Source organism: Burkholderia sp. PAMC 28687, from assembly GCF_001577465.1.
Lineage (GTDB): Bacteria > Pseudomonadota > Gammaproteobacteria > Burkholderiales > Burkholderiaceae > Caballeronia.
In genome coordinates, this window is sequence record NZ_CP014506.1 from 1,427,971 (window position 1) to 1,450,382 (window position 22,412).

The 22,412-nt window shown below is 61.1% G+C and carries 24 protein-coding genes and 1 riboswitch; of the genes, 13 read left to right on the forward strand and 11 right to left on the reverse strand.

Annotated features, from left to right (window positions below):
• The first annotated feature begins 5 nt into the window (after nt 1–5).
• Nucleotides 6–1,277 carry an MFS transporter gene (locus AX768_RS21705; RefSeq protein ID WP_062002059.1) on the forward strand — a complete coding sequence of 424 codons (1,272 nt, stop codon included), beginning with the start codon at nt 6–8 and terminating at the stop codon, nt 1,275–1,277.
• Here AX768_RS21705 and AX768_RS21710 read toward each other — a convergent pair.
• Nucleotides 1,274–2,494, reverse strand: coding sequence for an MFS transporter (locus AX768_RS21710; RefSeq protein ID WP_082778984.1), 1,221 nt, complete (start codon nt 2,492–2,494; stop codon nt 1,274–1,276). The two genes, AX768_RS21705 and AX768_RS21710, sit on opposite strands and share 4 nt — an antisense overlap.
• A gap of 112 nt (nt 2,495–2,606) precedes the next feature.
• On the opposite strand from AX768_RS21710, the gene AX768_RS21715 reads away from it, so the two are divergent.
• Complete coding sequence (locus AX768_RS21715; protein WP_062002060.1) at nt 2,607–3,182, forward strand: TetR/AcrR family transcriptional regulator; 576 nt, start codon at nt 2,607–2,609, stop codon at nt 3,180–3,182.
• 15 nt (nt 3,183–3,197) lie between these two features.
• On the opposite strand, the gene AX768_RS21720 is transcribed toward AX768_RS21715, so the two are convergent.
• Nucleotides 3,198–3,635 carry a carboxymuconolactone decarboxylase family protein gene (locus AX768_RS21720; protein WP_062002061.1) on the reverse strand — a complete coding sequence of 146 codons (438 nt, stop codon included), beginning with the start codon at nt 3,633–3,635 and terminating at the stop codon, nt 3,198–3,200.
• A 135-nt stretch (nt 3,636–3,770) separates the two neighbouring features.
• Here AX768_RS21720 and pdxR point away from each other — a divergent pair, with 135 nt between their 5' ends.
• Nucleotides 3,771–5,207 carry a MocR-like pyridoxine biosynthesis transcription factor PdxR gene (gene pdxR, locus AX768_RS21725; RefSeq protein ID WP_062002062.1) on the forward strand — a complete coding sequence of 479 codons (1,437 nt, stop codon included), beginning with the start codon at nt 3,771–3,773 and terminating at the stop codon, nt 5,205–5,207.
• A 63-nt stretch (nt 5,208–5,270) separates the two neighbouring features.
• Nucleotides 5,271–5,564 carry a hypothetical protein gene (locus AX768_RS21730; RefSeq protein WP_062002063.1) on the forward strand — a complete coding sequence of 98 codons (294 nt, stop codon included), beginning with the start codon at nt 5,271–5,273 and terminating at the stop codon, nt 5,562–5,564.
• A gap of 63 nt (nt 5,565–5,627) precedes the next feature.
• Here AX768_RS21730 and AX768_RS21735 read toward each other — a convergent pair whose 3' ends face one another.
• Nucleotides 5,628–6,971, reverse strand: a complete 1,344-nt coding sequence (locus tag AX768_RS21735) for a TAXI family TRAP transporter solute-binding subunit (protein ID WP_062002064.1) — start codon at nt 6,969–6,971, stop codon at nt 5,628–5,630.
• A 322-nt stretch (nt 6,972–7,293) separates the two neighbouring features.
• Between AX768_RS21735 and AX768_RS21740 the strand changes: the two genes are divergently transcribed.
• Complete coding sequence (locus AX768_RS21740; RefSeq protein WP_062002065.1) at nt 7,294–7,752, forward strand: GNAT family N-acetyltransferase; 459 nt, start codon at nt 7,294–7,296, stop codon at nt 7,750–7,752.
• 3 nt (nt 7,753–7,755) lie between these two features.
• Here AX768_RS21740 and AX768_RS21745 read toward each other — a convergent pair whose 3' ends face one another.
• The 3 genes from AX768_RS21745 to AX768_RS21755 are packed head-to-tail and all read right to left on the reverse strand — an operon-like array spanning nt 7,756 to nt 10,783.
• Nucleotides 7,756–8,811, reverse strand: a complete 1,056-nt coding sequence (locus tag AX768_RS21745) for an ABC transporter substrate-binding protein (RefSeq protein WP_062002066.1) — start codon at nt 8,809–8,811, stop codon at nt 7,756–7,758.
• Nucleotides 8,812–8,867: 56 nt separating this feature from the next.
• A complete protein-coding gene (locus AX768_RS21750; protein WP_062002067.1) occupies nt 8,868–9,701 on the reverse strand; it encodes an ABC transporter ATP-binding protein in 834 nt (277 codons plus the stop codon).
• Nucleotides 9,695–10,783 carry an ABC transporter permease gene (locus AX768_RS21755; RefSeq protein WP_082778985.1) on the reverse strand — a complete coding sequence of 363 codons (1,089 nt, stop codon included), beginning with the start codon at nt 10,781–10,783 and terminating at the stop codon, nt 9,695–9,697. Before AX768_RS21755 ends, AX768_RS21750 begins: the two co-directional genes overlap by 7 nt.
• Before the next feature lie 297 nt (nt 10,784–11,080).
• Between AX768_RS21755 and AX768_RS21760 the strand changes: the two genes are divergently transcribed.
• Nucleotides 11,081–12,271, forward strand: a complete 1,191-nt coding sequence (locus AX768_RS21760) for a porin (RefSeq protein ID WP_062002068.1) — start codon at nt 11,081–11,083, stop codon at nt 12,269–12,271.
• Between the two features lie 45 nt (nt 12,272–12,316).
• Here the strand turns inward: AX768_RS21760 and AX768_RS21765 are convergent, their stop codons facing one another.
• Genes AX768_RS21765 through AX768_RS21785 form a run of 5 tightly spaced genes read right to left on the reverse strand, consistent with a single transcriptional unit; the run spans nt 12,317 to nt 17,487 of the window.
• Complete coding sequence (locus tag AX768_RS21765) at nt 12,317–13,138, reverse strand: transporter substrate-binding domain-containing protein (protein WP_082778986.1); 822 nt, start codon at nt 13,136–13,138, stop codon at nt 12,317–12,319.
• A complete protein-coding gene (locus tag AX768_RS21770) occupies nt 13,135–14,748 on the reverse strand; it encodes a rhodanese-like domain-containing protein (RefSeq protein ID WP_062002069.1) in 1,614 nt (537 codons plus the stop codon). The genes AX768_RS21765 and AX768_RS21770 overlap by 4 nt, the downstream gene beginning before the upstream one ends.
• 30 nt (nt 14,749–14,778) lie before the next feature.
• Nucleotides 14,779–15,966, reverse strand: a complete 1,188-nt coding sequence (locus tag AX768_RS21775) for a trans-sulfuration enzyme family protein (protein WP_062002070.1) — start codon at nt 15,964–15,966, stop codon at nt 14,779–14,781.
• A complete protein-coding gene (locus tag AX768_RS21780; protein ID WP_062002071.1) occupies nt 15,966–16,592 on the reverse strand; it encodes a cysteine dioxygenase family protein in 627 nt (208 codons plus the stop codon). Before AX768_RS21780 ends, AX768_RS21775 begins: the two co-directional genes overlap by 1 nt.
• Before the next feature lie 13 nt (nt 16,593–16,605).
• Nucleotides 16,606–17,487 (reverse strand): amino acid ABC transporter ATP-binding protein, encoded by an 882-nt coding sequence (locus tag AX768_RS21785; protein ID WP_082778987.1) that lies wholly within the window; start codon nt 17,485–17,487, stop codon nt 16,606–16,608.
• Between the two features lie 279 nt (nt 17,488–17,766).
• On the opposite strand from AX768_RS21785, the gene AX768_RS21790 reads away from it, so the two are divergent.
• The 7 genes from AX768_RS21790 to AX768_RS21820 all read left to right on the forward strand — a co-directional run bounded on the left by AX768_RS21790 (nt 17,767) and on the right by AX768_RS21820 (nt 22,398).
• Nucleotides 17,767–18,603 (forward strand): transporter substrate-binding domain-containing protein, encoded by an 837-nt coding sequence (locus tag AX768_RS21790; protein WP_197672667.1) that lies wholly within the window; start codon nt 17,767–17,769, stop codon nt 18,601–18,603.
• Between the two features lies 1 nt (nt 18,604).
• Nucleotides 18,605–19,348 carry an ABC transporter permease subunit gene (locus AX768_RS21795; RefSeq protein ID WP_062002072.1) on the forward strand — a complete coding sequence of 248 codons (744 nt, stop codon included), beginning with the start codon at nt 18,605–18,607 and terminating at the stop codon, nt 19,346–19,348.
• Complete coding sequence (locus AX768_RS21800) at nt 19,338–20,147, forward strand: amino acid ABC transporter permease (protein ID WP_062002073.1); 810 nt, start codon at nt 19,338–19,340, stop codon at nt 20,145–20,147. The genes AX768_RS21795 and AX768_RS21800 overlap by 11 nt, the downstream gene beginning before the upstream one ends.
• Before the next feature lie 73 nt (nt 20,148–20,220).
• A riboswitch (FMN riboswitch) is annotated at nt 20,221–20,400 on the forward strand.
• 89 nt (nt 20,401–20,489) lie between these two features.
• On the forward strand, nt 20,490–21,002 hold the full coding sequence (locus AX768_RS21805) for a 6,7-dimethyl-8-ribityllumazine synthase (RefSeq protein ID WP_062002074.1): 513 nt from the start codon (nt 20,490–20,492) through the stop codon (nt 21,000–21,002).
• Nucleotides 21,003–21,111: 109 nt separating this feature from the next.
• Nucleotides 21,112–21,387: a YlcI/YnfO family protein gene (locus AX768_RS21810; protein WP_062002075.1), complete on the forward strand. Its 276-nt coding sequence runs from the start codon at nt 21,112–21,114 to the stop codon at nt 21,385–21,387.
• Nucleotides 21,387–21,695, forward strand: coding sequence for a type II toxin-antitoxin system RelE/ParE family toxin (locus AX768_RS21815; protein ID WP_062002076.1), 309 nt, complete (start codon nt 21,387–21,389; stop codon nt 21,693–21,695). The genes AX768_RS21810 and AX768_RS21815 overlap by 1 nt, the downstream gene beginning before the upstream one ends.
• A 220-nt stretch (nt 21,696–21,915) precedes the next feature.
• The gene (locus AX768_RS21820; protein ID WP_062002077.1) at nt 21,916–22,398 is read left to right on the forward strand and encodes a low affinity iron permease family protein; all 483 of its coding nucleotides are present in this window, start codon (nt 21,916–21,918) and stop codon (nt 22,396–22,398) included.
• The last annotated feature ends 14 nt before the right edge of the window (nt 22,399–22,412 follow it).

Below are 22,412 nucleotides of genomic sequence, written 5' to 3' on the forward strand. Positions count from 1 at the left end.
TGCGAATGAGCGATATCGAGAATACATCCCGCGCATCGACATCCGCGTACAACGCCGATTTCGGCCTGTGGGCGCTCACCTTCAGTTACGTGCTCAGCCAGTTTTTCCGCAGCTATGTGGCGGTGATCTCGACGCAGCTCATCGGTGATTTTCACTTCACGCCGCAAATGTTCGGCTGGTTCTCGGGCGCGTTTTTTCTCGTCTTCGCGGCGGCGCAGATGCCCGTCGGCATACTCTTCGACCGCTTCGGAGTGCGTTATCCGACGGCCGTGCTGATGAGCATCGGTACGGTGAGCGTCGCTTTGTTATCCGTGACCGAGGATCCCGTTCTCGCGATCGTCGCACAGGCGGGAATCGGGCTCGGATGCGCCCCGGTCTTCATGGGTTTGCTGAACCACGTGCTGCGCAATAGCGAAGGCGGCAGTCCGCGCAGCGTTCGCGCGGTTACCGCGGTTACTACAGCGAGTGCAATCGGCACGATCGGCGGCTTGCTGGCGGCGTTTCCGCTGAGCCGCGCGACATCGGTTTATGGATGGCGGCCGGTGATGGGGTTATCGGCGATGTTCATGCTGATCGCGACGCTCGGCATCATGTGTTTCGTGCGTCGTCGTGAACATAGCGCTTCCTACGCGGTTCGCGCGGCCGGAGCAGCGGCAGCATCGGGCAACAAGAAAGGCATGTGGACCTTGATGCCCGTATGTCTTGCCATGTCGGTGGGCGCAACGTTTCGTACGTCATGGGGCGGCCCCTATCTCGCCGATGTATTCGGCTTCGACGTCATCGCCCGGGGCAATGCCATGACCATCACGAGTGTTGCGGGGATCGCAGCGTCCTTCTCCATTCCGCTGCTCGTGCGGCGAATGGCGCCGAAAACGCTGACGCTCGGATGGCTTGCGGCCGGCGTTTGTGCCGCGCTCGTGCTGGCATCGGCACCTGCGCAAAGCCCGGTCATCAGTGTCGGCGCGATCTGCCTGCTGCTGTCAGTAGGCGCGATTCATCCGCTCGTGATGTCGCAAGCGCGCGGCATCATCGCGCCCGCGAAACTCGGGCTTGGCCTCGGGTTGCTGAACAGCCTCGTGTTCCTGGGCGTGGCGCTGGCAAGCAGCATCTTCGAAATGATCGCGGAGCATGCGCGTCATGCGGGGTTATCGAGCGCGGACTTGTTTTCGCGCTTGTTTCTGGTCACGGCCGTGCCGCTCGTGATCGGCGCGATTGCTTACTGGTTCAGCCCGACGGGGCCCGGCCCGGCGGGGCCTGCGGCGCGTAAGAGCGGTTAGCTCCCCTCACGCGCCATCCTCGCGCCCTTGTTTAGGCCGCTCGCAACCACAGTCATTGCGGCGAGCACGACGAGCGCGGTGCCGTACACGTCGGTCGTCAGCCGCAAGCCGACCACATGGGCCATCGTACCTGCGAGGATAGCCGGCACACTGAAGGCCAGATAACTCAGCACGTACAGCGCCGCCATCAGCCCTGCGCGTTCATGCGCATCTGCGAGCGGTAATACCGAGCGCAACGCGCCCTGGAACGCCGCGCCAAAACCCATCCCCGCAATGATCGTCCCGACAAAGAAGATTCCCGCGTTGCCCGTGTGCACGCCGGTCAGGGTGATAAGCAAGCCAGCCGCCAGCACGATTGCGCCGGTCAGCAGCAAGCGCAACGTGCTCATGGAGCGCAAGAGCATGACGGCGGCGAGACCGCCGGTGGTCAGCGCGAACACGACCCAGCCGCCTGTGGTGGCATCGTCGGCGCCGGTGACAGCGCGCGCAAGCGATGGTCCGAGCGACAAATAGAAACCACCGAGCGCCCACACCGCAACGTTGACCGGCGCAATGCGCAGCAACGCCCCGCGCGCCGCCAGTGGAACCCGCACACGCGGAACCAGTGACGCGAGCGTGCCCGGAAGCCTGCTCACGGTTTCGGGCAGCACCAGCACCCAGGCCGCCTGCAACACGAACAATGCAACCAACACCAGATAGACCAGCCGCATGGGAGCCGGCGCATATTCCACCAGCATGCTCGATCCGAGCGCACCCACGCCCATGCCGAAGAGCGGCGACAAGGTATTGACCAGGGAGCCGCGCGTAGGGCTTGCATCGAGGATCGCGGCGCCCAGCGCGCTTGTCGCCGCGCCGGTCGCGAAGCCCTGCAGCACGCGCGCGAGGATCAGGACGCCAACGCTGTGGGCATCGGTGAAAACGAGCATCGCCACGACTTCCAGCGCGATCCCGCCGATGATCACCGGACGCCGGCCAATGTGATCCGACAGCGCGCCCGTTGTCAGCAACGCGGCCAGCAAACTGAACGCATAACTGGCGAACACGAGCGTGACCATGGCGGACGAAAATCCCCACGCCTCCTGGTACACCCTGTAAAGCGGCGTAGGGGCGCTGGATGCCGCGAAAAAGGTGGCCGAGGCGAACGCATAGAGCCCCAGCGCCTGGGACGACGAACGGGACGGCGGGCGGGACGAGCTTAGGGTGGCATCAATAGCCATTGCACACTCCGGCAAATAAACGCAAAATAATTGCTTTAGCGGATTGTGCGCGTTGTCCGGCGTTAACGCAACTTTTTAGCTTTAACACTGGTTCGCAGCAGGAGTGGAGCACATGGCAGCACGAGAAGGTTTGCGGCCCGGCGGCAGAAGCGCGCGGGTTCAGGAGTCGGTCCACCGGGCGGTCAACGGGTTGCTGGCGGAAATGCCGCGCGACGCGATCACCGTGCCGCAGGTTGCGGTGCGGGCGGGCGTGACGCCGTCGACCATTTACCGGCGTTGGGGCGACCTGCAAACCCTTCTCGCCGATGTCGCCGTGCAGCGTTTCTACCCCGACAACGGTCCCGCCGATACCGGTTCGCTGCAAAGCGATCTCGCAACGTGGGCGCAGGGATACCAGGACGAGATGTCATCGGCGCCGGGCCGTGCGATGACCCGCGACGTGCTCGCGGGAATGAACGCCGACGGCAGCGGCCCCGCGTGCCAGTGTGCGGCTATTACGCGCTCGCAGGTTCAGATGATCCTGGAGCGCGCGGTCGAGCGCGGCGAAGTGCCGCCGGCGTTGCAAGATGTAATGGACAGCGTGGTCGCGCCGATCATGTACCGGCTGCTTTTCGACGACGAACCCATCGACCCCGCCTTCGCCCGCACGCGCGTGGCCATGTTGCTGGAAGCACGCGCGGAAGCTTAAAACCCTGACACGACGTTATTCAGGCATCTTGCGAAACGCGATCGCAAAGCGGTTCCAACTGTTGATCGACGTGATCAGCAACGTCAGGTCGGTCAATTCCTTGTCGTCGAAATGCGGGCGGACGGCTTCCCAGACAGAATCCGGCACGTGATTTTGCGCGACCAGCGTCAGCGCTTCGGTCCACTCCAGCGCAGCGCGTTCGCGCTCGGTGAAGAACGGCGTTTCGCGCCATGCCGAGACCGTCGCCAGACGGCGTTCGGATTCTCCAGCCTTGCGTGCGTCGGCCACGTGCATATCCAGGCAAAAAGCACAGCCATTGATCTGCGATGCACGCAAGCGCACCAGTTCCTTCAGGATCTGTTCGAGCGGGCTCTTGTTGATCTGTTCTTCAACGCCCATCAGGGCTTTGATGTCGGCGGGATTGGATTTGTAGAAATCAAGACGGGAAGTCATGAAACGCTCCTGGGAAAAGTCAGTCATTCGTGATTGGTTTTGCTGGCGCGGGTATCGCTGTATAGGGCCACAGAAGTAGTATGCGAAAATCATGGCCTGCCTAGAAGAGCCAAGAATCATCACAATGACTAGTCCATGAAGCCCGCATCACCAAAGCTTGAGCTGGATATCGATCGTGCGCTTTCCGTGCCGGTTTATCTGCAGATTTGCACGCGTTTCAAGAACGCGATTGCGCAAGGACATCTGCGCTCCGGTGATCGCGTGCCTGCGGTGCGCGGCCTCGCGATGGAACTGAACGTGGCGCGCGGAACGGTGGAGATGGCCTATCGGATCCTCGCCGATGAAGGGTATCTGCAGGTTCGCGGCGCGGCAGGAACCATCGTTTCGCCAGCGCTGCCAGTTTCGGCAAGCGGCACCCGGCGTGCAGCGGGCAAACCTTTGCCGGCAGCGGCGCCTGCGTTGTCGCCCTATGGCAGCGGCGCGCCCCGACCGCATCAACTGGGCTTGCCCGCAATCGATGCATTCCCGCGCAAGGTCTGGAACCGGCTGGTCGCGCACCGGCTGCGCAGCGGCGACGCAACCGCGTTTGCGTACCCCGACCCCGCCGGCTTCTGGCCCTTGCGCGAACGGATCGCCACTTACCTGGGGTTGTCGCGCGGAGTCGAATGCGTGCCCGAGCAGGTCTTCGTCACGACGGGTTATCGTGCGACGCTCGAACTCGTTTTGCGCAGTCTCGCCTCGCCCGACGATGCCCTCTGGTTCGAGGACCCCGGCTACATTCTCGCCCGCCGTTTCCTGCTCGAAGTGAATGCGCGGCTCGTACCCGTTCCCGTCGATGCACACGGCATCTCGGTCGAACGCGGCCTCGCCCTCAACGCGAATGCGCGCTTCGCGGTAGTCACGCCATCGCATCAAAGTCCGACGGGCGTGACGTTATCGCTGGAACGCAGGATGGCATTGCTCGACTGGGCGAAAGCCAACGGAAGCTGGGTGATAGAAGACGATTACGACAGCGAGTTCCGCTACGCAGGCCGCCCCCTCCCCGCGCTGAAAAGCCTGGATCAGCACGACCGTGTGATTTATAGCGGCACGTTCAGCAAGGTGATGTTCCCTGGATTGCGGCTCGCGTATGTGGTCGCGCCGGTCAGCGCAACGCAGCGTTTTCACGAAGTCTGCGCAAGCATGAACGCGGGGTCCCCCTATCTCCTGCAAGCAAGCGTGACCGACTTCATGGCGGAAGGCCACTTTGCGCGGCACCTGAAGAAGATGCGTTTGCTATACGCGCATCGCCGGGAAATCACCGCGCGCGCCCTTGCCGAAGTGTTCGGCGAGCGCCTCGCCATCGATCTCCCGCCGGGGGGCTTGCAGATGGCGGCGCATTTCGTCGACGGCACGGACGACGTAGCGGTGGCCGGCCGCGCCAATCCCAAGGGCTTTGGCGAACAGGCGTTATCGCGCTGGTATATGGGCGTGCCGTCGCAAAGCGGTTTGGTGCTGGGGTTTGCCAACATCGCCGACGAAGATCAGGCGATGCGCCGCGCGCACGAACTGAAGCGTGCAGCCGACGCGTAGATCTATGCGGAAACCGACGCGATCCGGACCAATCGTGCAGCTACGGCCGGTGCGCTGCTGGTCGTGCTGAAAGGCGTCTACGATGCCGGCGTTTTCATGCCGCTCGTACGGCTGGTGCTGAGTCTCGCCGGCTGGTGGGGTCTTTCTCTTGCCATCGTCACCATTCTCACGAAGGTGCTGGGCGGCGCGGCTACGGCCGGTGCAACGCTGGCAGCCGAGCTGATCGCGAGCTTCGCAATCTGGGCGTACCAGACGACCATGGACGTGCTCGCCTACGTCAACTCGTCGGGCGGCAGCAAGGCGGCCGGTGAAGCGGAAGTACTGCGAGAGCCGGAGCCGGCCTGCCTGCCGGCCTGAACCTGTTACTGCTGACCTCGCAAATGCACACCGTACCCCTGCGATCGCGGGGGTATTCTTTTGTCAGACGTGCGCAGTTTCACGCTGCCCTGGAGCCAGATGCATCCGCACGAATCCGACATGCTCGCGCAGCACATAAAAGGCATCGGCGTAAGCGAGCGGCATGCGCAGCGTGTTGAGCGACGCCTCGATTTCATCGAGCTCCGCAAGCAGCGCCATGCGCTGCTCCTCCGTCGACGTGCTCAGAGCACCGCGTTCGATCGCGATCAGCGCACCGTAGTATCGATAAATCCGCGAACGCACGCGCCATCCGTAAAGCGCGGGAATCAGCCGCAATGCCGGAAACAGCAGCACGGCCACGGGCAACAAAAGCACCAGGATCCGGTCCGTGATGCTCGCAACCCAGAACGGCAACACGCGATACAAAAAACTTTTGCCCGACTTGTAATAGCGCGTCGCGTCTTCGCTGATCCGGTATTCGTGCGCAGTCGTGCTCGGAAAATCGCCCGCGCGCTGCAGCAGACCGGCCGCGCCGTGGATCTCCTGCGCCGCCTCGATCAGCAGATCCGATATGGCCGGATGCAGATTCGGCCGCGCCACGATTTCAACGGTCGGACCAATCAGGTGGAGCGTATCGGGCGGCCATTTTCTGCGAAGATCGAGAACGCCGGCGGGTAGATCGATTTGATTGAGATAGGGAAAGAGCCGCGTATAGGCGCTCGCCTCCGCAAAATCCATGACGGAGATGCCCGGGATTCCAAGCAGCCGCAGCATCAGCGTGCGCGTGGTCGAATCGCCGCTGAGCATGGCGGCGTCGACCTTGCCTGCCACCAGTTGCTCGGCCGCCTGCATGCCGTCGATCGGCACGAGTTGCGTGTCACCGTGGGAGGAGATGCCGTTCGCCTCCAGCAGCTTGAGCGACAACATCCTCGTGCCGCTGCCCTCGCGCCCGATTGCGATGCGCTTGCCATCGAGTTGCGAGAGTTGCGTCAGGCCTTTGCCGCGGTAAAACACCACGATGGGAATATAAAAGATGCTTCCCAGCGACATCAGCGAAGCCCTCGCGGCTTCATCGGAGACGCCGCCTTGCACGAGCGCGATATCGACGTGCTGCTTGGGATCCATCAGCCGCTGCAGGTTCTGTACGGAACCATCGGATTGAAGCACGTTGAGGGTGATGCCATTGCGCGCCAGGATCTTTTTATACGTGTTCGCGGTGTTCAGCAGCGAGCTGTCGAGCGGACCTGCGCTGATGGTGATGGTTTTCGGCGGTGCGGGATCGGCAACCCAGACAGCCAGCCCGACCAGCGCGACGAACACCAGCGCGATCGGCAACGATGTCAGTGAAAGCTCCCGCCATGCCACGTGCGAATGGTCTTGCGGAAGACGCGGGCGATATTTTTTCATGAGAACCCGTCAGAGATGCTTCTGCTTCACCGCGAACGCCCGGGACTATCTGTTCCTGGCCGCCTCATAGTACTCAACAATCAGCCCCGTCACCGCGACATCCGTTCCTGTCTCGTCGATCCGGAGGCGCCATTTCGCACGATTCTCCCTGAATTCGTCCGTAGAATGCAATGGTGCTTTCCAGTGCGTCCGGCCCGACGGATACTCGGCATGATCGGGAAGAGGCGGACTATCGAAGGTCTCGCTAGCGCGGTCGGCAAATCGACGGCCGCATTCGACGCGAGCCAGGCTTTATCGCTCGGCAAGTATTGAAGGAAGCTCAATGGAACACATCGAATTCAGGTCGGCGCGCTTGGCCGACATCTCCGCGATCGTTGCAATGCTCGCCGATGACCCGCTCGGCAGCCAGCGCGAGATAGTCCGCACGCCGCTCGACGGGCGGTACGTCGCTGCATTCGAAGCCATAGACGCCGACGCCAATCAGCACCTCATGGTCGTCACGGATAACGACGAAGTGATCGGCACGTTGCAACTTACGTTTATTACAGGCATTGCGCGCATGGGCGCATGGCGGGGACAGATAGAGGCGGTGTGCATAGCCGCGCACCGCCGCGATTCAGGCCTGGGGCAGAAGATGTTCGAATGGGCGATCGCGCAATGCAGGGCGCGTGGCTGCAATCTCGTGCAGCTCACGACAGACAAGACTCGTGCCGATGCCCACCGGTTCTACGACAAACTCGGTTTTATCGCCAGCCATGAGGGTTACAAGCTGGCGTTGTAGACGTCAAGCCAGAACGTCGGAAAACACCTTGTTGGCGAAACGGGTCGAGTCCGTACCGCTGTTCAACACGCCAACTGTCTTGAGGTCATCGGCGTAAAGAGAAATCTCTTTCTTGAACGCATCGCCAACCGGATGATGATGGTCCGTGTGGCTCTTCAGCATGGCCGTAAGCTGTGCGACGTCCGCTTGCGGTGCGTGAACGGAGAAGATTGCCGCGGCCTCTGCAGGATTGTTCGCCGTCCATTCCGTCGCTTCCAGCAAGGCCTGCGTGAGCGCTTGCGCGGTCGCACGATCCTTTCTTATCAAACTGCCGCGCACGCCGAGCACGCAGCAGACACGGGTCTGGTATTCGCCGCACAAGTTGTTCGACACCTCGTACAAGTGGTCGGATTCGCGCAGCGTCCAGATGGTCGGATCGCCGTCCGCAATGGCGTGAACCTCGCCCTTCTTCAATGCTTCGCCAAGCAGGTTGGCGGGATACTGGCGCCAGCGAACATCGTTATCCGGATCGATGCCAATCTTCTTCAACGTGATCGCGAAGAAGTTCTTCGCGGGACTCGCCATGTCGCTGACACCCACGGTCTTGCCCTTGAGCCCCGGCAAATCAACGATGCCTGATGTTCGCGTTGCAAGTAAGCGCATGCAGCCGCCGTGAATGCCGGCGGTGAGCTTGACATCGAAGCCCTGCTCGAGCGGCTTGATCCAGCGCAGCGCCATGCCAACGCCCGCATCCGACTTTCCCGTGGCGATTGCTTCGAGCAACTGGTCAGTCGACCCCGCGAAGTTGATGAGTTCGACATCCAGTCCATGCTTGGCGAAGAACCCCTGCTTGATGCCGACCGGTACCGGGGCCGTGCAAATCGCACTTGCATTCCACGACAACTTGAGCGGCTTCAGCCTGGTGTCGTCGGCGCGAGCGGGCAAGCCGGCCAGACCAAAGGCCGCGCCGCCCAACGCAGCGGCGCCGGCTGACCATGCAGTCTTGCGCAACCATGCCCGGCGTGAAATGCTCTCCGGCGTCGAGGCGCTTTCGCCGGCGCCGGAATCTGAACGGTTCATCGGTAATTCTCCACAGGTCGTTGGTTATAGGTGTTGCTGGCGTTTTCTATTTTTACTTACGCGACCAGGCCGAGCAGCGCGAGCACTTCACGGCGCAGTTCGACCAGCTTTGGATCGTCACGATGCCGCGGATAAGGTGCATCGTTGCGCACTTCTGCCGTGATTCGCGCGGGCCGTTCGCTGAATACGATGACGCGGTTTGCAAGGAACAAGGCTTCTTCGACATCGTGGGTCACGAGCAGCACCGAGAAGCGCGCGTCACGCCATAATTTAACGAGCTCGCTTTGCATCCGCAGGCGTGTGAGTGAATCGAGCTTGCCGAAGGGTTCATCGAGTACGAGCAACTCCGGGTCGTTCACAAGGGCGCGCGCCAACGCGACGCGCTGCGCCATGCCGCCCGACAGTTGATGCGGATAAGCCGCGGCGAATTCGGTCAGGCCAACGAGTTGCAACGCGGCATCGATACGCTGTTCAGCCGAGCGAGCGCCTTCGGGCAACGAACGCGCCGCCTTGCGCTTGCTCCACGGAAACCGCAGACCGTCTCGCTGCGCTTCCGGTCCGAGCCCCACGTTTGCGCGCACCGTGCGCCACGGATACAAGGTCGGGTCCTGGAACACGACAACGCGCGACGGGTCCGGACCGCCGATGCTTACGCCATTGGAGGACACCGAGCCCTGCGCCGGCGAATCGAGGCCGGCCACGAGCCTGAGCAACGTCGATTTGCCGCAACCGCTTGGCCCAAGCAACGCGACAAACTCGCCCGGCTCCACGGAGAAACTGACGTCGTCGAGCACGGGCAACGCTGCGCCATCCAAAGAAAACCGGTGACTGACTTCGTTTACATCGATACGTGCGCCCGGCGTGGACTGACTGAGTTGCGTGCTTACCATTTCAACAATCCTTTTTGCCAGGCCAACAAACGATCGCGGAAGCGGAACAGCAACGTGATGAGACCCGAGCACATCAGCGCCATGACGAGCAGCGCGGCGTACATGTTCGCGTACGCCGCCCATCCCTGCGCCCATTGCAGATACCAGCCGAGGCCCGCTTTCACGCCCATCATCTCAGCCACGATAAGTACGGAAAACGATGCCCCCAGTCCCATGAAAAGCCCGACGAACACCGACGGCAACGCGGCCGGGACAGCGACCTTGAGAATCAGGAAACCGGGTCTTGCGCCGAGCGTGCGCGCCACGTCGTAGAACGTGCTGTTCACACTGGCTACGCCCGACCATGTCAGCACCGCGACCGGAAAACCCGTGGCAAGCGCAATGAGGAACACGCTTGCGCTGAAGCTCGACGGGAAGAAAAAGAACGCAAGCGGCAGCCAAGCCGTAGCGGGCAAGGGTCCGATCAGCCTCAGAACCGGATGCAGCCAGTACACAACGGCCTTCGACCAGCCGATACCCACGCCCGTCACGAAGCCCGCGATAGCACCGATCACATAACCGTACGCAAGCAAGCCGAACGAGTGCACGACGCTGGAACCGAGGCGCGGGAAGTCGTCGAAGAAGACTGCGATCAACGCCTGCGGCGGCGCAAAGAACGGGCGCGGCAGCACTTCGAGTTTCGCGGTGAGCACGTCCCAGACGGTGAAGGCTATGGCAAGCGCGACCAACCAGGGCATGACCGCAAGCCAGCGTTCTGCGCGGCTCGGCGGGGCATCGGCTTGGCGATTCGAGACGCTTGCATACGCGCTCACACCGATCAACAGAGCCACTACAGCAAGCGCCAGTTTTATAACCAGCAAATGGCGCGTATAAGGCCACTCATCAGCATCGGGCCACCATTGCGTGAGCGCCGCGCTTGCGACCCATGCCAATGCAGCAAGCGCCGCAGGCACGACATGTCGCGTTGCGCTGCGACCTTGCGCCGAAGTAACCCGCACAGTCTTCGCGCGAACCTTGAGCGCAGGCGTGAACACGGTGCCGGAACGCTCCGAAGCGGGTTCGTAGTTTGGAGTACCGGACATGATCTGCAAGACTCCCGTGTCGTTGGAATAACAAATAGCGCGAAAAGCAAAAGACTAACGACGCACTGCGCGCTTAACAATTATTCGTTTGCCATATGTTTATCAGACGGCGCACTTTATGGATTGCATGAGATCCCGTGCAGCCCGGTTTCATTTTCAAATTACTTTGTCCCATCTTTACAAATTACGATCATCTGTATTACGAAGCTAAATTTCATCGTTCTGTCAGTTGGTCAAGAACCCTAAGATCGGGGTCCCGAATTTGATCGACACAACTACTTTGACAAGAGGACACCGATGAAACGAGTCGTACTGGCCGGCGCAACCGGCATGATGGTTATCGCCCCTGCACTAGCGCAGGCGCAAAGCTCGGTCACGCTGTACGGGATAGTCGATGCAGGGCTTACCTACACGAACAATCAGAAGGGCGCGAAGAACTTCCAGCAGACGAGCGGCAAGCTGAGCGGCAGCCGCTGGGGTCTCAAGGGCGCAGAGGACCTGGGCGGCGGTCTCAGCGCTGTCTTCACGTTGGAGAACGGCTTTCGTCCCAACGATGGCACGCTTGGACAAGGCGGCCGTGAGTTTGGACGGCAGGCATTCGTGGGCATCGCCAAGAAAGGCATTGGTACGGTCACGCTCGGCCGTCAATACGAACCGCTCTCCGATCTGGTCGCGCAATACGCGGGCTCGGGATTCTGGTCACCGGCCACGCACGTTGGCGACAACGACAACCTGAACCAGACGTTCCGTATCAACAACGCAATCAAGTTTCGCAGCGACACCATTTCAGGCTTCACGCTAGACACGCTGTACGCATTCAGCAACCAGGCGAACAACGGCACGGGCCAGGGCTTCAGCAACAACCGCGCTTGGGGTGTCTCGGCGAACTACACCGCGGGTCCGTTGTCAGCCGGCGGCGGGTATGTGGTGCTCAATCATCCCGATACGACGACCAACACCGCCGGCGCGGTGGGTGGCGCCACGACCACGAGCGGCGACGACTACAGCGGCGCCCTCTTCTATGGCCTTAACAGCGGTGTGCTGCGCCAGCAGATCGCGGTCGCGGGCGCAAACTATGTGCTCGGCAAAGCCACGGCAGGCTTCGCGTTCAGCCATACGCAACTCGACTACAACGACGGTTCGTCGCGCAAGTTCAATAACTACGATGCCAACCTGCGCTACCTCGTGACGAGCGCCGTCACGGTACTGGGCGTCTACACCTTCACCGATGGCCGCGCGAACAACTTGCCGGGAACCGGAGGCGCGTCGCTCAAGCCGCGCTGGCATCAGTTCACGCTGGGTCTCGACTACGCGCTGTCGAAGCGTACGGAGCTGTATCTATCGGGCGTGTATCAGCTTGCTTCCGGCGACGCCTCCACGCGGGTCGGCAGCGGCTACAGCAAGATTGCCGCGATTGCAGATGCGGGCACGGCGTCATCCACGAATCGCCAGGTTGCGGTGTTCAGCGGAATCCGCGCGAAGTTCTAAGCGTGGTCGAGTGTCCGGCTTTGAACAAGCCGGGCACTGTCCGATTCACTTCGACGAATACTGCTGGTGCCACTTCAGCAATTGCTGCGAAGGCGGCATGTGCCATTTGTTACCTTCATCGATAAGAAAGCCCGTCTTGTGCCAGTCTTTCACGATGTCATCCAACGCGGCCTGCGTGTCCGTCTCGCCCTTGCGCACCCAGATGACCGACGGCGATGGAATCAACTGATCGGGCATCGGTGACTCATAGTCCTTCCACTCGCCCGACGTGTTTGCGAGCCGCGCCTGAATGCCCGGTGTCACATGAACCGATGCCACGCACGAGCCGCCGCGCAACGCGAGCAGCGCTTCCGGCATGCCCTTGAAACCCTTGACCTGTGCGCCGTATTGTTCAATCAACGGCCGCGTGTAGTTGCTGCCCTGGGATACGCAAACGGGCTTGCCTCGCAGGTCGCTCCAGTTGTGGATGCCCGAGTCTTTCCGAACCATCGCCGAGCCGCCGATCTCCTCGAACGGCGTTGGCACGTAGCTCAGGATCTCATCGCGTTCCTTGGTGTATTGCATGCTTGCAATGAGCGCATCGACCTTGCCCTGCTGCAGGAACTGCACGCGGTTCGGTGGCGTCACTTCCACCGCTTCGAACTTCACGCCAAGACGGCGCGCGAGATCTTCGGCAAGCTCCACGTTGTAGCCAACGGGCTTGCGCGTTTGCGGATCGAGTGAACCATATGTGCCGTCGAGCACCACACCCACGATCAGCGTGCCGCGCGACTTGATGCGGTCCAGCGTGGCGTCGGCATGAGCGGATAACGATAACGCGAGCGCACTCAGTGCAATTCCAAAAGTTGCGGAGAAGCGAATTTTCATGAGAGAGCCGGTGCGTCGATACGAAAAGCGGCGAGTTCATCCGGCGCGCATTGCGCGATCAGGCCGGTTTCCCATTCGAGGTATTGGCGCGCGGCATCAAGGTTGCCGTCGTGACGATCGTGCACGAAAAACAGGTAGTCTATGCGCGCGGTATCGGCGGGAAGATCGGGCGTGGAAGCGACGGAAAGGCCCGCGTCCTTCCATGTCTGCACGCCATTGCCGGCAAGATAGATCGATGTGAAACCTTGTTCGCGCAGATCGATTGCCGCAATGTTGGCGATGGCGGGATCGTCGGCGAAGACAAGCAAAGTTTCATCGGGCGACGCGTTGACTGCTTCTAGCGTGCGTCCAAGCTGCGGACGAATCGACCAGTGAGCGTTCGCTGCGTGCTCACGGCGATACGCCGCGCTCGGACGCAAATCGATCAGGTGTGCGTGGCTCGCTGCGGCTTCGCGCAGCGCTGACGTATCGAGTTTCGGCAGAGGCGGTTGAGCGGAGCGCGCAGAGTTCCCTGTGCGCAACCGTGATGCATCCGCGCTTGAAACGAGCGCCGTTTCGTAGCCGAGTTGCACGAGCCATGAAGCGGTCACGGGCGCACGCACACCATCGTGATCGATCAGCAGCACGCGCGCGTGCCGCACACCGATAGTCTGGTCGGTCGCCTGCACGAGCTGCCCGCCCGGTGCGTGCGTGGCGAACGGCAGGCCGTCGTGCGCATATTCTTCTTGCGTTCGGACATCGAGCAGAAACGTCGTTCGGCGCGGGTCGGCAAGCCAGGCCTGTGTCTTGGCTGTATCGATGGTCGCGATGCCGAAGCGCGCGGCGAGCGTTGCGGCGCGCGCGCGGGCTTCGGCAATGGCGGTTTCACTGAGCACATCCGGATACCGCCGCTCGCTGCCATGCTCGAGCGTCAAACCTGCAAGCGCCCAGCCCTGCGTGCCGTTTTCCAGCGCGGTCACAGGATTCGGCACACCGAGATTGCGCAGCGTCTGCGCGCCGATAATGCTGCGCGTGCGCCCCGCGCAATGAATGAAGATGGGCGTTTCGGTATCGCCGACGAGCGTCCCGATCCTGTACGCAAGCTCGCCGTTCGGCACGGGGATCGCGCCGGGGATCGTCATCTTGCGATGTTCGTCGAGCGTGCGGCCATCGATTAGTGCCGGGGTTTGTCCGCGGGCTAACTGCGCGGCGAGTTCCGACGGCGAGATATGCGGCGTGCCGTGCGCGTGTTCGATCAGTTCGCCAAATGTCTTCGACGGAAGGTTGACCCCTTTGAACAAGGTGTATCCAGCCGATGCCCAGCCGCGGGTTCCGTCACGCAATATGGCGACGTTGGTATAACCAAGACCCGTCAAGCGCTGTGCAGCGCGCGCTGAAACGGATGCGGCGCCATCGTCGAGCAGGACGATTCGCGTACCGAGGCGTGGCACGAGACGCGGGGCATCGATCTCAAGGCGGCTATACGGCAAGGGGATAGCAAAGAACGGATGTCCTTCGCCAAACTGGCCGGCTTCACGCAAATCGAGCAGCGCGATTTCAGCGCCGTCGTTGAGCCACGCACGCGTGGTAGTGGCGTCGACGACAGGCACGTCTTTCCGGTTCAAGGCCATGGGATGAGTTCCGCGAAGAAAGTGGAAAGTTCAGGAGGCGACGCTGCGAAACGCCTGGGCGAGATCGAGGATCAAGTCGTCGGCATCTTCAAGACCAATGTGAAGGCGAATGACCGCTTCCGTGCCCGCCCAATAGCGCTGGCCGCGCAAACGCTGCGGCGGCGCGACAAGCGCGAGACTTTCATAACCGCCCCACGAGGCGCCGATGCTAAACAACTTCAGTGCATCGACAAACGCAGCGGCCTGCGCTGCATCGGCGTCGCGCAACGCGAACGACACGAGGCCGTTCGCGCCGTGGAAGTCGCGCGACCAAAGGGCGTGGCCTGGGTCACTGGCAAGCGCGGGATGGAATGTGCGCGTCACCGCGCGCACGCGTTGCAGATAGGATGCCACGGCAAACGCGCCGCGCGCGTGTTGCGCGAGCCGTATCGGCAAGGTGCGAATGCCGCGCAGGGCGAGATACGCATCGTCGGCGCTGATGCTCAAGCCGAGTGCGTGATGCGTTTCCTGTAATCTCTGTCCGAGTTCGGCATCGACCGTCGATACCGCGCCCTGCATCAAGTCTGAATGTCCGCCGAGGTATTTGGTGACGGCTTGAATCGATATATCGGCGCCCAGCGCGAGCGGCTGATAAAGCAGACCGGCGCCCCAGGTGTTGTCGGCGGCAAGCAGGACACCGCGCTCATGAGCAAAGTCGGCGAGCGCGGGAAGATCGAGGATTTCGTAAAGAAACGAACTCGGTGACTCCGCATAGATCAGCTTTGTGTTCGGTTGAATATGCTTGTGCGGCAGACCATCGGCGGCGCTGAAGTAGCTGAACGCAACGCCCAGCCGCGTCAGCAACGGCTCCACGCGCTCCCGTACCGGACCGTACACGCCGTCTTGAACCAGCACATGATCGCCCGGCGACAACAAGCCAATGAATACCAGCGATATTGCCGACAAACCCGACGGCGCAAGCAGCACATCACGCGCACTTTCGAGCTCGCCGATACCCGCTTCCAGCGCACGATGCGTCTGCCTGCCGTCGCGCCCATACGTGCTGACCGGTTCGCCCGCTTCGCGGCGCTTTTGCAGCGCGGCACGGCTCGACGTATTCTCGAAACGCACCGTACTCGTTCGCTCGACCGGCACGTTGACCGGCGCCGTTCCGTCTATGAATGCGGGCGCACCCGCATGCATCAGCCGCGTCGTCTTGTGTAACACCGGTGGACTCATCAGCCGACCGCCTGCGTACCGCGCTGCATATGCGTTGCGTTGTAGCGCACCACGCGCCCTGTATCGAGTTCGTAACCAAGGCGCCCTGTAAGCGTTTCGAGCGGACGGCCGTAGAGATGAAAATGCAACGTCGGCGAATCGCCCGTGACGTGAATGCTATGGATATCCTCGGGAAGGAACGCGATCGGCGTCCCGGGCTGGACCACCACTTCACGTACCAGTTCGAGCGACGCCTGATCCGGGTCCGAGCGGTCATCGGCACGCCGATATACGCGGTTCAATTCCTCGCCCTTCAGCGCCGCGATTACCGCCCACGTGTCATGGTTGTGCGGAACGGTCGTCTTGCCCGGCAGCAAGGAGTTCAGGTAGAGGGCCACACCCTCCTCCCCAGGGTTCAGCCTGTAACGCGTCGAGGTATCGCCGCTGCCCGGTTGCGGCGGCGGGAAGTCATCGGCGGAAAATAACGCAGCATCCTTCGATGCAAGCGCGAGCAGTCGCAGGCTGATTGCATCGAGCGCAGTGCGCGTCATGCCTTCGGTCGCGAGAATGGCGCGGACGTCGTCGATCAATGCGGTCACGGCGGTCTGGCGTTCGCTGAAGAGGTGCGGTGCGGAGAGGGTTGTCATGGTGTGATTTCGTTCAAAGAGTGGCGAGAGCAAGTGCCGCGTTGCTGCGTGAGCGTTTGCGCAATGCGCGGCGGTCTTCGCCGCGCGCGCGTTGCAGGAAGAGCCGCGTGCGGTCGTTGTCGGGTGCGCCAAAGATCTGCGATGGCTCGCCATGCTCGACGATCACACCGCCTTCGGTGAAGAACACTTCGTCGCTGACGTCCTCCGCGAAGCGCATCTCGTGCGTGACGAGCACGCAGGTCTGGCCATCATCGACGAGTTCGCCGATCACGTTGAGCACTTCGCCCACGGTCTCCGGATCGAGCGCGGACGTGACTTCATCGAAGAGAATCAGGTCCGGACGCATGGCGAGCGTGCGTGCAATCGCGACACGCTGCTGCTGTCCGCCCGATAACTCTCCGGGGTAAGCGTGGGCTTTATCGGCGAGACGCACTTTCTTGAGCAGTGCATGCGCGTCGTGTTCTGCTTCAGCGCGGCTACGGCCGAGCACGCTCACGGGCGCAATGGTCAGGTTCGCCAGCACGCTCAGGTGCGGGAACAGGTTGTACTGCTGGAACACAAAGCCAATGCGCTTGCGCAGCGCGATCTTCTGCGCATCGGTATGCTGCGCGCGAACATCGATCCCATCCACGCGGATTTCTCCGTGCTGTGGCGCGATAAGTCCGTTGATGCAACGCAGGATGGTCGATTTTCCCGATCCCGACGGCCCGATGATCGATACCGCTTCGCCGCGCCGCACCGACAGATTTATTCCGTTGAGCACCGGCGCAGCACCAAAGGAGAGATGGACGTCGCTTAAAGAAACCAATACCGGGTCGGCACTTTTCTTGACCTCCCGGTCAACTGAAGGCGGCGTACGTTCAAGCGGATCGACCGCGAGCGCAAGGCGATTCATGCGGCCTCCTCAGGCGTTGTTGCGGTTTCGCGTGTCACGTGCCGGGTTCCGTCAGCGCACGAAAACATGCGGGAACGGAGATTCTAAGAAGAGCCTCCCTTTTCCATAACCAAGCATTCGTAGAATCGATAGCATCCCGCTTGCTAAAGCTTGCCTAAGTCGTGCGCCTGACTCCATTCCACGCAATGCATCATTTGCTTAGCAGATTCGCTTCCTTGGCGGCGTGCGAACGCTTGTCTATTCTTTGAGGCTCCCGATTTCCGGCGTGGCCTCCTTGCTATGACAATAACGAACATCCGCCGCGCGATGACAGCGGCTACGATTGCGTGGGGACTCTGCGCATCCCTCCTCGCTCATGCCGATGCAACCCTCGACAAGATCAACTCCCGCCATGAAATTGCGGTAGGCGTCTTGATCGGCGGCAGTCCGTTCGGCTCGCTCGATCCCGCCACGCAGCAGCCGCGCGGCTTTAATGTGGATCTCGCGAACGAACTCGGCAAGCGGCTCGGCGCCAAAGTGCAACTCGTCTCCGTGCTGCCGTCTACCCGTGTGCAATTTCTCCAGCAAGGCAAGGTGGACATATTGATTGCCAACATGGAGTACAACGCGCAGCGCGGCGAGATTCTCGATCACGTCGCAACGCCGTATTACCGCGTTGGCGGCACGGCAATAACCCTTAAGACAAGCGGTATTTCGCGCTGGGAAGATTTGCGCGGCAAGCCCGTGTGCATTTCGCAAGGCAGCAGCTATATCCGTCCCATCGTCGAGCGTTACGGCGCGATTCCGCGCGCGTTCCCGGGCTCCTCGCAGTCCCTGCTCGCGTTGCGCGGCGGAAGCTGTGTTGCGGCTGTGCATGATGCTGCGCCGCTGCTTTATCCGTTATTGCAGAGCGATCCGGAATGGAAGGACTACAAGACGCTGCAACCGGAGATCGAACCGGCGCCATCGGTGATCTGGGTGCGCCAGGGAGAACACGACACCGCTGCGAAGCTCGACGGCTTCGTCCGCAATCTGCATCGCGACGGCTGGTTCATTTCGACCGAGGCCAGGAACGGTCTTGTGCCGCCCTCGCCTGCGCTCGCCGAGTGGCATCGTCAATTGCCTGCCGAGCAATAGCATGGACTCCTTGCTGCGTGGCTTTATCGCGGCGACGGCGCGAATTGGGCTCGACTACCGGTTCCTGCTCGACGACTACGAACGCGTGCCGTTCGTGCACGGTCTTGGCGTGAGCTTGCAGATCATCGCGTGCACGATCATTGGGAGCGCCATCGGCGGGCTTGCGCTGGTGTTTGCGTTACGCGGATGCAACCGAGGCATCGCAGGGCTTGCACGCGGCTTCATTGAAGTCACGCGCAACACGCCTACGCTCGTCCAGCTTTACTGTGCGTTCCTCGTGCTCAACATGCTGATCACGCAATGGCTGCAGGTTCATCACATCGAGAATCCGTTCAAGCCGTTCTTCTGGGTCGTGCTCGTGCTGTCGCTTCACAAGGCAGCGTTTCATGCAGAAGCGCTGCGCGCCGGCTTCGATGCATTGCCTTCGCAAACGCTCGAAGGCGCAGCGTCGCTCGGGTTCAGCCGTGCCGCGCGATTCTGGCGCATCGAGTTGCCGCTCGCGTTACGCGCAGCGCTTCCCGCGCTGGTCAACAACATGGTGGAGCTCGTGAAGGCGTCGGCGGTGGCGTCCGCAATCGCAGTAGGCGACATAACTTACCAGTCCATCATGATCTGGACGCAGCGTGACAACGTGCTCGCGCTGATGCTGCTGATCCTGTCGTTCTTCGGCGTCGTGACGTGGATGGTCACGCTCGCGGGGCGCTGGCTCGAACAACGCTTCAAGGTGCCCGGTTATGGCTACTGATACGCGCGCCTCGTTTGGCACTCACCGGAAGTTTGATATCACCCGCGTACCGCCGGGCGTGTATGGCATGCTCGGGGTTCTTGTCGTAGGCGCGGTGCTCTGGTCGCTTGCGCCTGAAAGCGGATCACGCGGCGAGACGTTTGCACGCCTCGCTGAATGGGCACCCGCGTTGGCGCACGGCTTTGCAATGAATGTACTCATCAGCATCGGCGCGATTTTTATCGGCACGGTGATCGGTCTGATTGCAGGCGCCGTCGCGTTATCCCGATCGTTCGCCGGACGGCTCGCACGCATTTGGATCACCGCGTTTCGCAATGCACCTTGGCTGGTGCTCGTCTACTTCACGACCTACGTGTTCCCGTTCGAACTCCATGTATTCGGCACTACCGTGCCGTTTTCCGACTGGTTGAAGGTGACGCTGGGGCTCGCGCTGCCTGCGAGCGCGAACATAGCGGAAGTCTTTCGCGGCGCCGTTGCTTCGATACCGTCGGCGCAATGGGAAACGGCGGCATCCATGGGGTTTTCGCGCACGCAGATCCTGCTGAAGATCGTGGCGCCGCAATGCATGCGCCGCATGTTGCCGCCGTGGATGAATGTGTACGCGATCATCACCATGGGTACGGCCTTGTCGTCGCTGGTCGGCATTCACGACTTGCTCGATACCGCGCAAATTGCGAGCAGCACCGTTGCGCGCAGCAGCTTTACCGTGCTGACGTATGTCGCGACGCTCGTGATTTTCTTCGCTTACTGCTATCCGATCTCGTGGTTCACCCGCTGGTTCGAAAGGCGCTTGCGATAGATATCGCTATCAGTCAAGCGGGGTCTGTGCACTGCAACAGGAATCGTGATAATTTACGTTCCGTTCGATACGAACAAGTTCTCGGGGCGGGGTGCAACTCCCCACCGGCGGTAATCGCGCAGTTTGATTGAGCGCGTAGCCCGCGAGCGCTTTGTGATTCGGGTCTGGCTTCGTGCCGCCTGAAACGCGAAGGTCAGCAGACCCGGTTTGATTCCGGGGCCGACGGTCATAGTCCGGATGAAAGAGAACGGGACGGCGTGTGTGGATGCGTGCGGGATTTCCCGCACGCGTTCGTTCATGCCGTCCTTCGCCCTGTTCACACAAACAGGCAGGATTTGAATCATGACACTCTCCACTACGCTCGAAAATACGCCGGTCGCTCAGGCCGCGGGCAAACCCCGTCCACGTATTGCGTTTATCCAGTCATGCTGGCATCGCGATATCGTCGACCAGTGCAAGGCTTCGTTCCTCGATGCAATCCAGGCGCAAGGCTTCGCACGCGATGACATCGACCTCTATGAAGTCGCCGGCGCATTTGAGATCCCGTTGCACGCAAAGCTGCTTGCTCAGCGCGGTGGCTATGCGGCGATTGTCGCAGCGGGGCTGGTCGTGGATGGCGGAATTTATCGTCACGAATTCGTGGCGCAAGCGGTCATCAACGGGTTGATGCAGGTGCAACTGGAAAGCGGTACGCCGGTTTTGTCGGCGGTGCTGACGCCGCATCATTTTCATTCGGGTGAAGAACATATCAAGTTCTTCCGCGAGCATTTCGTGGTCAAGGGCGTGGAAGCGGCGACGGCGTGCGCCGATACGATTCGCAAGGTTGCCGCGCTTGGTGTGACCAGCGGGAAGTAAAGTGGTGCGCTGCTGAAGCAATTCGCAACGCCAGGCGCAATCTGCGCCCTTGCACCGAGATGGAAATTCGCGCACAATGCATTGCAATTGCGATGCATGGAGAAAGGTAATGAAAACAGCGACGTTTCCGTCTGTGCGAGTTGAACCGGAACTGCGTGAGGCGGCAGAGAGCGTCTTGCAGGAAGGCGAAAGCCTGTCCGGATTTGTCGAGCAGGCGATCCGCGAAAACATCCTTCGTCGCCAGAACCATAGCGAGTTCGTGGCCCGAGGACTAGCCTCGCGCGACGAAGCTAAGCGAAGCGGCGACTATGTCCCGGCTGAAGAGGTGTTCGCGCGTTTGAGCAAGCGGCTCGATGCTGCTAAAGCGCGGGGTAAGACGCGTTGATGACGTTCGAAATACGATTCACAGGTAGTGCAGCAGACGATCTCGAACGGCTCTATGAGTTCTTTCTTACCCGCGATCCGCAAGATTTGCCTTTAGCCCAGCGTGCGCTAAGCGCTGTCCACGCCGGGATCATGACGCTGCGCAGCTCGCCGTTCACCTGTCGTAAAGCGCACTCGCAGTTGCCATTCTTGCGTGAGTTGATTATTCCTTTTGGCGGCGCCGGGTACGTCGCACTTTTTGAAATAGACGATAGCGATACCGTGACGATCCTGGCCGTGCGTCATCAGTTGGAAGACGACTATCACTGAGCACTTGTACGGTCTTGAAGAAATGTGACGTGCCTTGTCAAGTCACACAGCTTACCCATCTGCGCTCTCGCCACAGCGTCAAATTCCCCTCCGCCGCACGCCCGACCAACCTCCACACTGAAACTATCCGCGCCTCTGATTCCTGTCCAGAAATCGTCGACCTCGGAACGTTAATTGCTGACTGTGCGTCGGAGCAACATCGGATCATAAGGAGAAAGCGATGCGTAAGGAAACGCTCCCCTCGTCGACGGACACACTCGACACCGTACCTGATACATCGAGTCCCGCTTACGCGGCAAGGCATCCGCTCACCCGCGCGTTCGACACGTTCGCAAGCGCGGTCACACGATGGGCAGGATCGCCTGTGGCGTTTGGTATGGCGGTTATCAGCATCGTTGTCTGGGCCGTGACCGGGCCCGTGTTCCACTACTCAGAAGACTGGCAACTCGTGATCAACACGGGCACGACCATCGTGACATTCGTGATGGTCTTTCTTATTCAGCAAAGCCAGAACAAGGACAGCGTAGCGCTGCATCTGAAGCTCAATGAATTGCTCGCCTCTCACCGGCAAGCGGACAACCATCTGATCGGCATCGAGGATGCATCTGAAGAGGAACTCAGGCGGCTGGCCGCAGCCTACCTGAAAATGACGACGAAAGAAGACAGCGAGGCGATCACGGGTACATCGTCCGGGACGGCTTGACGATTTCGGCTCAA

Coding starts and splice junctions, on each gene's coding strand:
- AX768_RS21705 (WP_062002059.1), top strand. CDS start 6: ATGAGCGATATCGAGAATACATCCCGCGCATCGACATCCGCGTACAAC.
- AX768_RS21710 (WP_082778984.1), bottom strand. CDS start 2,494: ATGGCTATTGATGCCACCCTAAGCTCGTCCCGCCCGCCGTCCCGTTCG.
- AX768_RS21715 (WP_062002060.1), top strand. CDS start 2,607: ATGGCAGCACGAGAAGGTTTGCGGCCCGGCGGCAGAAGCGCGCGGGTT.
- AX768_RS21720 (WP_062002061.1), bottom strand. CDS start 3,635: ATGACTTCCCGTCTTGATTTCTACAAATCCAATCCCGCCGACATCAAA.
- pdxR (WP_062002062.1), top strand. CDS start 3,771: ATGAAGCCCGCATCACCAAAGCTTGAGCTGGATATCGATCGTGCGCTT.
- AX768_RS21735 (WP_062002064.1), bottom strand. CDS start 6,971: ATGAAAAAATATCGCCCGCGTCTTCCGCAAGACCATTCGCACGTGGCA.
- AX768_RS21740 (WP_062002065.1), top strand. CDS start 7,294: ATGGAACACATCGAATTCAGGTCGGCGCGCTTGGCCGACATCTCCGCG.
- AX768_RS21745 (WP_062002066.1), bottom strand. CDS start 8,811: ATGAACCGTTCAGATTCCGGCGCCGGCGAAAGCGCCTCGACGCCGGAG.
- AX768_RS21750 (WP_062002067.1), bottom strand. CDS start 9,701: ATGGTAAGCACGCAACTCAGTCAGTCCACGCCGGGCGCACGTATCGAT.
- AX768_RS21755 (WP_082778985.1), bottom strand. CDS start 10,783: ATGTCCGGTACTCCAAACTACGAACCCGCTTCGGAGCGTTCCGGCACC.
- AX768_RS21760 (WP_062002068.1), top strand. CDS start 11,081: ATGAAACGAGTCGTACTGGCCGGCGCAACCGGCATGATGGTTATCGCC.
- AX768_RS21765 (WP_082778986.1), bottom strand. CDS start 13,138: ATGAAAATTCGCTTCTCCGCAACTTTTGGAATTGCACTGAGTGCGCTC.
- AX768_RS21770 (WP_062002069.1), bottom strand. CDS start 14,748: ATGGCCTTGAACCGGAAAGACGTGCCTGTCGTCGACGCCACTACCACG.
- AX768_RS21775 (WP_062002070.1), bottom strand. CDS start 15,966: ATGAGTCCACCGGTGTTACACAAGACGACGCGGCTGATGCATGCGGGT.
- AX768_RS21780 (WP_062002071.1), bottom strand. CDS start 16,592: ATGACAACCCTCTCCGCACCGCACCTCTTCAGCGAACGCCAGACCGCC.
- AX768_RS21785 (WP_082778987.1), bottom strand. CDS start 17,487: ATGAATCGCCTTGCGCTCGCGGTCGATCCGCTTGAACGTACGCCGCCT.
- AX768_RS21790 (WP_197672667.1), top strand. CDS start 17,767: ATGACAATAACGAACATCCGCCGCGCGATGACAGCGGCTACGATTGCG.
- AX768_RS21795 (WP_062002072.1), top strand. CDS start 18,605: ATGGACTCCTTGCTGCGTGGCTTTATCGCGGCGACGGCGCGAATTGGG.
- AX768_RS21800 (WP_062002073.1), top strand. CDS start 19,338: ATGGCTACTGATACGCGCGCCTCGTTTGGCACTCACCGGAAGTTTGAT.
- AX768_RS21805 (WP_062002074.1), top strand. CDS start 20,490: ATGACACTCTCCACTACGCTCGAAAATACGCCGGTCGCTCAGGCCGCG.
- AX768_RS21810 (WP_062002075.1), top strand. CDS start 21,112: ATGAAAACAGCGACGTTTCCGTCTGTGCGAGTTGAACCGGAACTGCGT.
- AX768_RS21815 (WP_062002076.1), top strand. CDS start 21,387: ATGACGTTCGAAATACGATTCACAGGTAGTGCAGCAGACGATCTCGAA.
- AX768_RS21820 (WP_062002077.1), top strand. CDS start 21,916: ATGCGTAAGGAAACGCTCCCCTCGTCGACGGACACACTCGACACCGTA.